Genomic DNA, 11,767 nt, shown 5'->3' with positions numbered 1-11,767 from the left:
ATCTCCTATTATTGCTGATTTTTGTTGCTATCATAAAAGCTAAAAGTTTGTAAATCAAGAAAATCTGATGATTGATGCCTAAAAAAATTCGAGAATTAAATAGTTTATTGAAGAAAGCACGGTTTTCGGTTAAACCAGCAAAAGGAAGTCGTAGCAAATGGCAACATCCACAACTATCACAAATCATGATTGCCTAGAAGGTAGAAGATATATAATAGAGTTCGTTTTTGCAATATATTTATTTATGTACATGAAAAGTTTATGAGTAAATCTGAAATAATACCATCTGCAATAATTTTTAAAAGTGATCAACAAAAAAAACTATTTCATAATGCTGAAGATAATGATATTGATCTTTCAGATGGAGTCGGACAATTTCACGGTATAATCTCGAACGCAAAATCAGAAAATGAAGTTCATAATTTTTTAGAAAAATATCCTGATTTTCTTCCTGGTTTTACAAATTATCATTTAGGTCCTGCTGCCAGAGCCATTGTAACAAAACTTCCGTTAGGTAATGATTTTAAAACAGATTTTGCTTTTTTAGCTTACAATTCAATGGAAGTTTGCCTAACAACAATAGAAATTGAAAATCCAAAATATAATATTTTCAATCAAAATGGTAATTTTTCATCTCATTTCAATAATGCTCGTCAACAAGTGGAAGATTGGATGGAATGGGCAACAGATAATAAGCAACAAGCATTTGATTGTTTTGGCGATTTGGGACAAATAAATTGGAACAATACATTAACCAAGACATTTAAAGCATACTTAGTTATCGGTGATTCAGATAAATTGGAGTTGGAAATAGAAAAACAACGATGGTCTAATCTCCAAAGCTATGAATCGAAAAACATTTATATAATGAGTTATCGTAGGCTCTTACAAATGTCATCCTTAGCTCATATACTTTATAATAAGAGGCTATTAGTTTGTTCATATAAAAATAGACAATTATACGTTAAAAATGTTGCAGGATAATTTATCTATCTATGTGTATATGCCACTATTGGAGAGTTTTTTTTTAGGAATTGTAATCTTCATAATTTTCTTTCGGCTGTTTTTGTGATGGACTACATCTTGAATAAGCAATCAGGTGCTTAACTCCTGAAGATTTTTCTCTTGGATTATTATTGCTTTAGATAAAGAAGCAAAAAGATTAGGAATTGAATCTCAATCTTTAATTAAAGTTTGGATTGCTCAACATTTAGATTCTGTTAAATTATCATAATCTATTCCTAAAAAAATTCCATAATTAAAAAGTTTATTGAAGAAAGCTGGTTTTGTATATCGTACAGCTAAAGATAGTTATACTCGTTGGTATGATGAACTATTACCAGAAGATCCGATTACAATATCAGGAAATGATGGTTATGATGCTCAAAGATGGTGATGGTGCTCAAAAATATTTAGAAAAACAAATTAACCAAAAATTAGCTAAATTAAAAAGAATAAAAGAGGGTAAATAATTATGAATAAATTTAATTATACGATCGTTATTCAATAGAGTGATGAAGATAACTGTTTTGTCGTATTCCTTCCTGACTTTAAAAATGAAATGCAACCTATTACTCACGGTGAAACCTATGAAGAAGCCTTAAAGAATGGGCAGGAAGTTTTAGAGTTAATTATAGAAGAATATCAAAAAGATGGTAAAACTTTACCTCAATCTAAAACTTTTGTTTTTGCTTAAATTTTAGTCTTACATAAATGAAAATAGAATCTTTAAACAAAAAAGAGCTTGAAAATTATTGTCAAAGATATGGTATTAAAATACAAGCTAAAAATACAAAACAACAGTTATTAGAATTAATTAATCGAGATAAATTTAACAAAATTACTAATGCTCTTAAAGAAGGAAAACAACTAGAATTACTAATATCGCAAATTCATTTACTTTCGGAAGAATATGCTTGTTAATTAAAAATACAAATTGATTTAAGAAAAGAAGAAATGAAGAATGATGATACTTCTCATTATCTAATTTATAGAGTTTTGGGGATAACCAGCCAAGAAGGGCAAAAAATAGACGAATATCAAAATATTGGTAGGTTTTTATATAATTATGCTGGTTCTTTTTTAAAAGAAATTGCTTCTTTATGTTTATTATTTAACAATCCTCAAGGAAAAAAAACTACTGTTAAAAATTCTTTTGGTACAAAACCGAAAACCTTTGAAATTGATTTTTTAGATGGCAATGATGCTATTGAGATTAAATGGAGAGATGCCACTACAGACAGAGACCATAATCACGAAAGAGCATACTCATGTAAAAGCTATACAAAATAGTGGATATAAACCTATTAGAGTAATGTTTTATTATCTTCAAAGAGAACAAGCTATCAATATTCAACAAACTTTAGAAACAGTTTATAAGGGTGTAAATGGCGAATATTATGCTGGAGAAGAAGCATGGAATTTTATCAAAACTCGTACAGGATTTGATTTAAAACAGATTTTAATAGATATTGCAGATAAAAAAACACCTGAAAAAACTTAAGTTATGAACAAAATAATTTTAGGAAATTGTCTTGATGAATTGAAAAAGATTGATTCGGAAATAGTAGATTTAATATATTTAGATCCACCATTTTTTACTTAAAAAAACATTCTTTAACAACCCGTGATAATTCTATTAATTATGAATTGGATGATGTTTGGCACAGTCTAAATGATTATCTATTAATGATAGAAAAATGTTTAATTGAATGTAAAAGAGTATTAAAAAAACTGGTAATATTTTTTTTGCATTGTGATAAATCTGCTTCTCATCATTTAAGAATTTTATTAGATAAAATATTTTTTCCTGAAAATTTTACAAGTGAAATTATTTGGTCTTATAAAAGATGGTCAAATTCAAAAAAAGGTTTGCTTAATTCTCATCAAACTATTTATTTTTATTCCAAAACAGATAATTTTAAATTTAACATTATTTATACTGATTATTCTCCTACGACAAATATTGATCAAATATGGCAATTAAGAGAAAAAAATAGTTATGGTAAATCTGTTTATAAAAAGGATAAAAATGGTAATATAATTATAGCTCAAGAGAAAAAAGGCGTTCCTTTATCGGATGTTTAGGAAATACCTTTTTTAAATCCAAAAGTAAAAGAAAGAGTTGGTTATCCTACGCAAAAACCTGTTTTACTTTTACAACAAATTATTAATATTTCTACCGATGAAGGTGATTTAGTTTTAGATGCTTTTTGTGGTAGTGGTACAACTTGTGTCGCCGCTAAATCTTTGCATCGTAATTTTATTGGCATTGATATATCAGAAGATGTGTGCAGCGTAGCTGTGCCTTTGGCATCGAACTTACGAAAAAAAGATTAAATGAGATGATTATAACTAATTCAGAACTTGTGGAAAAAGGAAAAGCAAGTTATATAGAAAAATCGGAAGATGAACTATTTTTATTAAAAAGTATTAATGCTATTCCTGTACAAAGAAATAATGGCATTGATGGTTTTTTGAAGAGACAATTTAATAATAAACCTATCCCCGTTAGAATCCAAAAAAAAGATGAAACTTTAGAAGATGCGATCATATCTATTAATAATTCTGAACAAGCAAAAAAAAGTGATTTAAAAATAGTTATTCAAACAAATAATTATCGTCAGTTATTCCCTTTAGAAGATAAGAAAATTCTCATTATTAAATCTTATGAATTATTGATTCATGAAGAATTAAACAACAGGAATATGATACCGTATAATAAATAGAAAAAAAATCACTTAAAATGACCAACAACAAAGATATTGAATATATGCGTCAAGCGATCGCCTTGATGCGAGAGGCAGGAGTTGTCAAGAAAACAGGTGGGGCATTTGGTACAGTTGTAGTTAAAGATGGAGAGGTAATTGGGGCTTCTGGTAATAGTGTTTTACGGGATAATGATCCTACAGCACATGCAGAAGTAAACGCTATTCGTCAGGCTTGTAAGAAACTAGGAACTGTTGATCTATCAGGTGCTGTTTTATATAGCAGTTGTGAATGTTGCCCTATGTGTTATGCAACGGCTTATTGGGCTAGAATTTCCAAAATTTACTACGCCGCTGGTTGGAGTGATTTTGCAGATCTTTTTGATGATGCTAATATTCAAGAAGATTTAGTTAAAGAATATAAAAATCGCTTACTCGCACCAGAGCAAATTCTTCAAGAAGAAGCACAGGCTGTTTGGAAAGAATTCAGAGAACTTCCTGATGGTGCAAGATATTAAATTAAATAGATATTAAAATAAATATTTTCACTACCAAAAACTAATCGGAATATGTCGGAAAATCTGTAACAGCATAAAAAGGGCAAGGAAAATGCTTGTTAATGCTAATAATTGCTCTTTTTTTGTGCCTTCACTTTCTAACCAATTTTGATAAAGACGACTAATCCAAGGAACTGCAAACCAACCAGTTATGGCAACACTACAGAAATTACCAAAAAGCATCCATGTCGGAAAATCAATTAAAGATGGCTTTTTCAAAAGTAAATTAAATAGCATCACGGTGGGATAAAGTACCAGTAAAACTAAAAGGTTAATTTTCCAAACAGGAGAGGAGTTGTTAACACTTTGTTTTATCCAACTGGTATAACTCCCGAAATTTGCTTCCCCTTTAAATTGATAACCATTATTTTCTTCCGCATAAAGTAATTCTCGTCTTTCTTTACTATCAATCCAGTTAATACAATTTTCTGGGGTATCAAATCGCAATATAGTTTCAAAAACAAGGGTTTCTCCTTCTTCCAATAATACAGGCAAATCTTCACTAAGATAACCTTGATAATTTTTAGCCCGTGTTCTTAATTTTTCTTGAAATTGTAAGAAATTATTATAGGCTAAGGGATTAATCCTATGTACAAAACGATATTCAAAAAAATGATCAGATGCTTCAGGTAATGAAGAGAAAGAACTCATGATAAAAGATTGAATGGCAAAAGGAAACTTATAATCTGAGTTTATAACTAAAAAGTTTTAGATTACAACTTAAACATAGTTTATCAGAGTTTTTCTTTTTCTGTAAGAGTGGATAAGTATAGTTCAATTGCCTCTTGAATATTAGCTTTTATTTCCTCTAAGGAATCCAATCGATGTTGACAACTGAACCTTCTAATTGAAAACAATAAGCATAATAGCCATATTTATTTTTTTCAATTATTGCACTTATTTGATAATATTTATTGTTCATATAAATTGTTAATTTTTAACAAAAGTATTGATCTATCTTTTACTATTGCTGATTTTTGTTGCTATGATAAAAGCTAAAGTGGAGTAAATTAACAATTTATAATGGTTAATGCCTAAATTACTAAGTATTACGGCTAATAAAATTATTACATTTATAAGTAATTAATCCCCGCAAATGAAATGTTCAGAATAAAGATAAAATAAATTAAGATATACTAAACTATGTAATCAATAAATTAATATTTAAAATCGACACGGTATAGGAATGAGTAACAAAAGACTGGTTATTGGAGATGTTCACGGTCATTATGATGCTTTATTGAGATTATTTGAAAATATTGCTCCTGATAAAGAAGATCAGATTTACTTTCTAGGAGATTTAATTGATCGTGGACCTCACAGTGCCCAAGTAGTAGAATTTGTCATGAACAATGATTACAATTGTATTCAAGGCAACCATGAAATTATGTTACTCAATGCCTTAAATCAGGGGCAAACAAATTATAAAATATTGCAAGGATGGTTACAAAATGGTGGTAGTACGACAGTTAATAGTTATGGTCAAAAAATGCCTCCAATAGAACATATCGAATGGATCAAAAATCTACCTCTATACTATGATTTAGGAGATTATTGGTTAGTCCATGCTGGAATAGATCCTAATCTTCGTCTTGAGCAACAATCTTCTGATCAATTTTGTTGGATTCGTACACCCTTTCATGTTAGTACTCACCCATATTTTTTGGACAAGACTATTATTATCGGTCATACTATCACTTTTACATTTAAAGGACTAAAACCCGGGCAGTTAGCTAGAGGACAAGGTTGGATTGGCATTGATACAGGTGTTTATCATCATGAACAAGGATGGCTAACAGCTTTAGAATTAAATGAATCTATGGTATATCAAGTAAATAGTTTCGGTAAAAACTTCCGTAAATTTCCCTTAAATCAATGTCTGATTCCTATTAATAATCGCAAGTTATTTAGTTTTCGCCCAAAAGCCTTATTTTCATAATTTTTTTATTTCCAACTATTACTATTCAACTTTTTTAAGAAAAGATTTTTTATTGTCTCGTAGTAAGGGTTTTAACTCTTCTAAATCATCAACTTTGCAGATGTCTATTTTATTAAAAAATAGCAGGTGTTTTTGTAGTTTGATTAAAAAAGGTTAAACATCAATTTGTTCTACTTTGCCGTCAAGATAAATAAAATACAGTTCTATTGTTAAATTCGGATAGCGATTAGCGATCGCATCATAAGCCTGAGTTAAATATTGACGATGAATATTTATTTCCTCTTCGAGATTTTGAGTCAAATTAGTATTAAATTTACTGCTATAAGCACCACAATCTTGATGATCTAAAATAATAACCTGTTCAATATTATGTAACTTGTAAGATAAAGCTAGTTGTTCCCAAAAAACGATAGTATCTGCAGGGCTAGGAAAATCTGTCAGAGCTAAAGATGCTCCCGCTAAACTTAACCAATCAAATTGATGATCTAAATTACTATTTATCAAGAAATTTCGCTCAAAATCAACAAAACGAAAATCAATACAACTTAACACTAATGCTTTAGCTTTATACTCAGCTTTCGCTGATAAAGCAGAAGATAACCAAAAAGATAAGCCGAAACTTCCTGTTAATAATAATTTAGTAAAATCTCGTCTTTTACAAGTGCAAATGTCTAATTTATTTTCTTTTTTATTCATTATAGATAGTTATTTTTAATCTGATCATTCTTTTTTTGTTTTTAAAATTGACAGATATAAATGAATAGTTTAAATGACTTGAGTGGTGGTATCAAAATCAAAACTTACTGTCGCCAGTATTACTAACATTAATCCCATTAAAGAAAAGATACATTTACTAGCATAAATATAAAACTAAATTAGTTTAGTTACAATGACAATTACAATGATCGCCATAGAATAAGGATTGATTAAGTCCAAATTATTGAAAGCCTATCATGAATAGTTAATAATATTTTATTCTAGTTTTTGTAAAGCATTTTTGACTTGCACTAAATGATTATTAAAAACCTCCTTTGCTGAGTCTAACACTTTCAAAATTGCTGGTTCATTTATCGAATAAAAAATGTAATTACCTTGTCTGTGACTTTTAACTAAATGATATTTTCGCAAAATTGCCAACTGTTGTGAGATTGAAGACGCTTTCACCTCTCACCATTGAGCAATATCATTAAAACTAATTTCTCCTTGTCTAAAAGTGTCTAAAATTTATATTTTTATAGGATTCGAGAGAATTTTAAACCAATCAGCTTTAAAGTAACTTGGTTGAAAAAGCATTTAGCTATCTCACTATCCACAAAGTTCTTCATATGCTTTAGCACAATTTTTTAAAAGTTAAAAAATAATCAATTAACATAATTAACTATAGATTAGTGTGCATTTGACTGATAAGATAACAAACAATAGAAAAATTACTGATATAAGTAAAATTTAGTTTCAACTATAGAGGAAAATATGACTCAAGATAGAGTAGTTATTATTGGCGTTGCTGGAGACTCTGGTTGTGGAAAATCAACTTTCTTGCGCCGTTTAGAAGATTTATTTGGTAAAGAGTTTATGACGGTTATCTGTTTAGATGACTATCATTGTTTAGATCGTAAAGGTAGAAAAGAAGCTGGTGTAACCGCATTAGATCCTCGTGCCAATAATTTCGACTTAATGGCAGAACAAGTTAAAGCGTTAAAAAATGGTCAAGCTATTGATAAACCTATATATAATCATGAAACAGGAGAATTAGATCCTCCTGAAAGAATCGAACCTAATAAAGTAATTGTTATTGAAGGTTTACACCCTCTTTATGATGCAAGAGTTCGAGAATTAGTGGACTTCAGCGTCTATCTTGACATTAGCGAAGAAGTAAAAATTAACTGGAAAATTCAACGTGACATGGCAGAAAGAGGTCATAGTTATGATGATGTGGTTGCTTCGATCATGTCCAGAAAACCTGATTTTACTGCTTATATCGAACCTCAAAAACAATATGCAGACATCGTAATTCAAGTATTACCTACTCAATTAATTGAAGAAAAAGAAGGTAAAATTTTACGAGTTCGTCTCATTGAAAAAGAAGGTATTGAACACTTTGAACCTACTTACTTATTTGATGAAGGTTCAACTATTGATTGGCGCCCTTGTGGACGTAAACTTACTTGTGCATTCCCCGGTTTAAAAATGTACTATGGACCTGATAACTACATGGGTAATGAGGTTTCTATCCTTGAAATTGATGGTGAATTTGACAACCTAGAAGAAATTATCTATGTTGAAAGTCATTTAAGTCGTACTGGTACTAAGTATTATGGTGAAATGACTGAATTATTACTTAAACACAGAGATTATCCCGGCTCTAATAATGGTACTGGTTTATTCCAAGTTTTAGTGGGCTTAAAAATGCGTGAGACTTACGAAAAGTTAACGGGTGTAGTAGCAAATACCGAAGAAAAAGAAGTAGCAACTGTTTAAAAAGAATGAAGAAGTAATGAATTTTTTTGATTCTTTTAGTGCCGTAACTAATAATTCAAAAAAGAAAAAGTTTAAAATTTTTAATTCCTAATTATCTTATCGAGACTGTGGTTAATTTTTGTAATTAGTCACGGTCATTTTTTTTGTCAAAATTTATAATGAGAACAATAAACAATGAATAATCAATCAATATTTCTTTTATTTACTTATTACTTCAAAACTAACAACAATTCGTTTACTTAAGTGTAGAGGTTCACTTATGTCTGCCATCATCTTCAAAGATAATTCTGTTACTCTTGCCGATTATAGTTATAATGCTATTGCAAAGCAAGTCAAGAAAATTCTTAAGTATGAAAAGAAAATATTAATAGAAGAAGATCCTGAAAACTTGCATCAATTAAGAGTTGCCATGAGGAGATTAAGAAGTATTTTAAGTGTTTTTAATTCTGCTTTAAAGATTCCTTCTATTATTAATGATACCAATATTAGTAATATTGCTAGATTTTTAGGACAACAAAGAGATTTAGATATTTTAAAAATCAATTTAGAAGATAAATTTAGTCAGGAAATATTAGAGATAGAACATAAATTTATCCAAAAAATTATCGCTGATATTAGTAAACCATCATCTCAAGATACTAAAGAAATTAAGTTAATTTTAAGTACAAAAAATTATCAAAAATTAAAACAATCTTTAATAAAATGGTTAGAAAAGCCTGAATTTAAAGGGATTGCCAACATAAAAATCAAATCATTATTATCCTGTTTGTTATTACCTCAAATTAGTAATTTTTGTTTACAATCTGGTTGGTTAATAGGAACAAAAATCAATGAAAATCAGGATATTATTGTCCAAGAAAACTTAACTGATGAAGAAATTAATTTATTAATCAATAAACAAAGAAAAATTTTACATACCTTAAGAAAACAAGCAAAAAAAACTCGCTATCAATTAGAGTTATTTATTGATTTTTATCCCGAAGAATATAAAAAATATTTGTATTTAGTAGAACAAGTACAAGAAATTTTAGGAAATATTCAAGATAATATTTGCTTAGAAAATCATTTAACAGAAAAACTAGGTAAAACATGGTTAACAAAATTACCAACTTTACATTATTTAATTATGAAAGATCAATCAATAAAATGGCAAGAATGGCAAAAATTACAGGAAAAATTTTTAGATAATAATTATCGTAATCAATTAACTTCTTTGATCATTGCAATCTGAAAACTTTAGACAAAGTAGGATTAATCGAAAATAATAATGATATTTACTCAAAATGATCTAATTCTGAAAAAAAATTTTGTAAAAATTAAGGATCTTTCAAGGAAAGTTAGTTAGATTTAAGCATAAACATAATTAGAATTAAAAGTTATAAATAATTATTATGACACCCGAACAATTTAGCCTCTTAATTCACCCTTTTCTTACCATTATTAGTGTTTTTCCCTTATTGGGTATAGTTTCTTATTTTGCATGGGAAACTCGTCAAAGAAGATTAGAAATCAAAGAAGGAGATAAAAGTAAAATTCCGCCCTCTGTAGGTTTAAATCATGTAAAAATAGGTAAAATATTATCTACCGCAGTGGTAATTGTTACATTGATAGGGTTAGGACAACCCATTATTACTAAAAATATTCTCAAAGAAACCCTTTGGCAAACAAATTTTTTTCAGTTTATATTCTTAGTTTTAATGTTTATTTTCACCATCGCTTCTTTTATTTTATTATTTCTTGCCAGAGAAAAATTATGGCGAGGAATTTTTGCAACATTGAGCGGCATGGGAGTGATAATTTTAGGTTGTCAAGATGGTGTTTTTCGTCGTAGTAATGAATGGTTTTGGTCTCATTACTATTATGGTGTAATAGTTTGCTTATTAATGATTTTTTCTGTAGCAATTATCGATGACATTTACCGAGATAAATCCCATAAATGGCGTAATATTCACATTATTCTCAACTGTTTAGCGTTATTATTATTTATAGGACAAGGAATCACAGGATCTAGAGATTTATTTGAAATTGGATTATGGACTCCTCCTCCAGCATTAATGGTTTTTTAATTAAATTAAATTAACGAAGGAACAAAAACATTTCCTAAAAGTCTAAAATTATACTAATTCAATTAATTATGAGTAAATTTATGTCTTTCGATAGCAATCTTTAAATCGTTTGTTAATCATTAAAGATTTAAAAATTAATCTATAAATTTTACCATATCGCTAAAGCTGACTACGAATAGCGAATAGCTAACATATCTACAAAATCTCACAACTAACTCACATACTAGAATTGTTATCACCATTTATTCATTGATAATCTTATACAATTTGAGGAAAATATATGTTTAAAAAGCAGAAAAAAAATAGATTTTATAAATCAACAATAATAATAGCTTTTGTTATGGGTTTTATCCCTTTGATGGAGATATTTATTTCTTCGGCAAATGCCATCGAGTTTCCCAATGCTCCTAAAAGAGAATCGCCCCAAAGTACTGCGGCGGGAGGAAGAAGAGGGGGTTGTGTTCGAGGCAATTTACCGATTACTCCTTTAACTCCTAGTAATGATAATTTCATCAAAACTATATCTAGTCAACCACAATTTTTTGTTTACATTCCTCCCACTCAAGCTAAATTTGCTCAATTTATTTTGAGGGAAGAAAACGGCAAAGATTTGGATATTCAGGAAATACCCATAACTGCAACCGATCAAATTATAACGATCAATGTATCGAATAAAATAAATTTAGAAACCGATAAAAAATATGTATGGGAAATATCTTTAATTTGTAATCCCATGTTTATTAACACTAGCAATCATACAAAAGGAATGATTGAAAAAGTTTCTTTAGAAGAAAATATTAACAATCAATTATCAACAAACTTAGACAATCTTCAAAGAGCTCAAATTCTAGCCAATGAAGGAGTTTGGCAAGATACCTTATCTTTGGTAGCCACTTTAAAAGAATCTCAACCTAAACAATGGCAAGAATTATTAACATCCGTAGGATTAGATGCTTTACTAGATAAAAATTTAGTTAAATCTTCTGAAAATTAATTTTAACGATGAACGTATAAATATAA

16 protein-coding genes and 2 pseudogenes are annotated in these 11,767 nt (G+C 28.9%); 15 read left to right on the top strand and 3 right to left on the bottom strand.

Annotated features, from left to right (window positions below):
• Positions 1-74: 74 nt before the first annotated feature.
• The 10 genes and pseudogenes from GM3708_RS19610 to GM3708_RS06990 all read left to right on the top strand — a co-directional run bounded on the left by GM3708_RS19610 (position 75) and on the right by GM3708_RS06990 (position 4,225).
• Positions 75-197, top strand: a complete 123-nt coding sequence (locus GM3708_RS19610) for a hypothetical protein (protein WP_255358427.1) — start codon at positions 75-77, stop codon at positions 195-197.
• Between the two features lie 64 nt (positions 198-261).
• Complete coding sequence (locus GM3708_RS07025; protein ID WP_066345165.1) at positions 262-984, top strand: Shedu anti-phage system protein SduA domain-containing protein; 723 nt, start codon at positions 262-264, stop codon at positions 982-984.
• Between the two features lie 286 nt (positions 985-1,270).
• Positions 1,271-1,396: a hypothetical protein gene (locus GM3708_RS19605; RefSeq protein WP_255358426.1), complete on the top strand. Its 126-nt coding sequence runs from the start codon at positions 1,271-1,273 to the stop codon at positions 1,394-1,396.
• A 78-nt stretch (positions 1,397-1,474) separates the two neighbouring features.
• Positions 1,475-1,696: pseudogene (locus GM3708_RS07015) on the top strand (type II toxin-antitoxin system HicB family antitoxin).
• 17 nt (positions 1,697-1,713) lie between these two features.
• Positions 1,714-1,923 (top strand): hypothetical protein, encoded by a 210-nt coding sequence (locus GM3708_RS18975; RefSeq protein ID WP_066345164.1) that lies wholly within the window; start codon positions 1,714-1,716, stop codon positions 1,921-1,923.
• Positions 1,924-1,956: 33 nt separating this feature from the next.
• On the top strand, positions 1,957-2,292 hold the full coding sequence (locus GM3708_RS18970; RefSeq protein WP_066345163.1) for an ApaLI family restriction endonuclease: 336 nt from the start codon (positions 1,957-1,959) through the stop codon (positions 2,290-2,292).
• A 22-nt stretch (positions 2,293-2,314) separates the two neighbouring features.
• Entirely contained in the window at positions 2,315-2,503 is a 189-nt protein-coding gene (locus GM3708_RS19770; RefSeq protein WP_066345161.1) for an ApaLI family restriction endonuclease, read from the top strand.
• Between the two features lie 185 nt (positions 2,504-2,688).
• Positions 2,689-3,339: pseudogene (locus GM3708_RS19245) on the top strand (DNA-methyltransferase).
• The gene (locus GM3708_RS19240; RefSeq protein WP_231933221.1) at positions 3,291-3,728 is read left to right on the top strand and encodes a hypothetical protein; all 438 of its coding nucleotides are present in this window, start codon (positions 3,291-3,293) and stop codon (positions 3,726-3,728) included. Before GM3708_RS19245 ends, GM3708_RS19240 begins: the two are co-directional and overlap by 49 nt.
• Before the next feature lie 17 nt (positions 3,729-3,745).
• The gene (locus GM3708_RS06990; RefSeq protein WP_066345157.1) at positions 3,746-4,225 is read left to right on the top strand and encodes a nucleoside deaminase; all 480 of its coding nucleotides are present in this window, start codon (positions 3,746-3,748) and stop codon (positions 4,223-4,225) included.
• A 30-nt stretch (positions 4,226-4,255) separates the two neighbouring features.
• On the opposite strand, the gene GM3708_RS06985 is transcribed toward GM3708_RS06990, so the two are convergent.
• Positions 4,256-4,915 carry a hypothetical protein gene (locus GM3708_RS06985; RefSeq protein WP_066345156.1) on the bottom strand — a complete coding sequence of 220 codons (660 nt, stop codon included), beginning with the start codon at positions 4,913-4,915 and terminating at the stop codon, positions 4,256-4,258.
• Positions 4,916-5,450: 535 nt separating this feature from the next.
• On the opposite strand from GM3708_RS06985, the gene GM3708_RS06980 reads away from it, so the two are divergent.
• Positions 5,451-6,203, top strand: coding sequence for a metallophosphoesterase family protein (locus GM3708_RS06980; protein WP_066345155.1), 753 nt, complete (start codon positions 5,451-5,453; stop codon positions 6,201-6,203).
• A 153-nt stretch (positions 6,204-6,356) separates the two neighbouring features.
• Here the strand turns inward: GM3708_RS06980 and GM3708_RS06975 are convergent, their stop codons facing one another.
• Positions 6,357-6,899 (bottom strand): carbonic anhydrase, encoded by a 543-nt coding sequence (locus GM3708_RS06975; RefSeq protein ID WP_066345154.1) that lies wholly within the window; start codon positions 6,897-6,899, stop codon positions 6,357-6,359.
• A gap of 276 nt (positions 6,900-7,175) precedes the next feature.
• Complete coding sequence (locus tag GM3708_RS18960) at positions 7,176-7,367, bottom strand: helix-turn-helix transcriptional regulator (RefSeq protein WP_197671692.1); 192 nt, start codon at positions 7,365-7,367, stop codon at positions 7,176-7,178.
• 306 nt (positions 7,368-7,673) lie between these two features.
• Here GM3708_RS18960 and GM3708_RS06965 point away from each other — a divergent pair, with 306 nt between their 5' ends.
• The 4 genes from GM3708_RS06965 (at position 7,674) to GM3708_RS06950 (ending at position 11,741) form a co-directional block, all read left to right on the top strand.
• Positions 7,674-8,681: a phosphoribulokinase gene (locus GM3708_RS06965; protein ID WP_066345153.1), complete on the top strand. Its 1,008-nt coding sequence runs from the start codon at positions 7,674-7,676 to the stop codon at positions 8,679-8,681.
• A 259-nt stretch (positions 8,682-8,940) separates the two neighbouring features.
• Positions 8,941-9,912, top strand: coding sequence for a CHAD domain-containing protein (locus GM3708_RS06960; protein ID WP_066345151.1), 972 nt, complete (start codon positions 8,941-8,943; stop codon positions 9,910-9,912).
• A gap of 160 nt (positions 9,913-10,072) precedes the next feature.
• Positions 10,073-10,747 carry a DUF4079 domain-containing protein gene (locus GM3708_RS06955; RefSeq protein WP_066345150.1) on the top strand — a complete coding sequence of 225 codons (675 nt, stop codon included), beginning with the start codon at positions 10,073-10,075 and terminating at the stop codon, positions 10,745-10,747.
• A 280-nt stretch (positions 10,748-11,027) separates the two neighbouring features.
• On the top strand, positions 11,028-11,741 hold the full coding sequence (locus GM3708_RS06950) for a DUF928 domain-containing protein (protein WP_066345147.1): 714 nt from the start codon (positions 11,028-11,030) through the stop codon (positions 11,739-11,741).
• Positions 11,742-11,767 lie beyond the last annotated feature (26 nt).

The organism is Geminocystis sp. NIES-3708 (assembly GCF_001548095.1).
Classification (GTDB): Bacteria; Cyanobacteriota; Cyanobacteriia; order Cyanobacteriales; family Cyanobacteriaceae; genus Geminocystis.
This window is presented reverse-complemented; position numbering and strand designations above follow the sequence as displayed.

Excerpts from the sequence above, each read along its gene's own strand:
- GM3708_RS19610 (WP_255358427.1), top strand. The coding sequence starts at position 75 with ATGCCTAAAAAAATTCGAGAATTAAATAGTTTATTGAAGAAAGCACGG.
- GM3708_RS06960 (WP_066345151.1), top strand. The coding sequence starts at position 8,941 with ATGTCTGCCATCATCTTCAAAGATAATTCTGTTACTCTTGCCGATTAT.
- GM3708_RS06985 (WP_066345156.1), bottom strand. The coding sequence starts at position 4,915 with ATGAGTTCTTTCTCTTCATTACCTGAAGCATCTGATCATTTTTTTGAA.
- GM3708_RS06975 (WP_066345154.1), bottom strand. The coding sequence starts at position 6,899 with ATGAATAAAAAAGAAAATAAATTAGACATTTGCACTTGTAAAAGACGA.
- GM3708_RS06950 (WP_066345147.1), top strand. The coding sequence starts at position 11,028 with ATGTTTAAAAAGCAGAAAAAAAATAGATTTTATAAATCAACAATAATA.
- GM3708_RS06980 (WP_066345155.1), top strand. The coding sequence starts at position 5,451 with ATGAGTAACAAAAGACTGGTTATTGGAGATGTTCACGGTCATTATGAT.
- GM3708_RS18970 (WP_066345163.1), top strand. The coding sequence starts at position 1,957 with ATGAAGAATGATGATACTTCTCATTATCTAATTTATAGAGTTTTGGGG.
- GM3708_RS06955 (WP_066345150.1), top strand. The coding sequence starts at position 10,073 with ATGACACCCGAACAATTTAGCCTCTTAATTCACCCTTTTCTTACCATT.
- GM3708_RS07025 (WP_066345165.1), top strand. The coding sequence starts at position 262 with ATGAGTAAATCTGAAATAATACCATCTGCAATAATTTTTAAAAGTGAT.
- GM3708_RS18975 (WP_066345164.1), top strand. The coding sequence starts at position 1,714 with ATGAAAATAGAATCTTTAAACAAAAAAGAGCTTGAAAATTATTGTCAA.
- GM3708_RS06965 (WP_066345153.1), top strand. The coding sequence starts at position 7,674 with ATGACTCAAGATAGAGTAGTTATTATTGGCGTTGCTGGAGACTCTGGT.
- GM3708_RS19770 (WP_066345161.1), top strand. The coding sequence starts at position 2,315 with ATGTTTTATTATCTTCAAAGAGAACAAGCTATCAATATTCAACAAACT.
- GM3708_RS06990 (WP_066345157.1), top strand. The coding sequence starts at position 3,746 with ATGACCAACAACAAAGATATTGAATATATGCGTCAAGCGATCGCCTTG.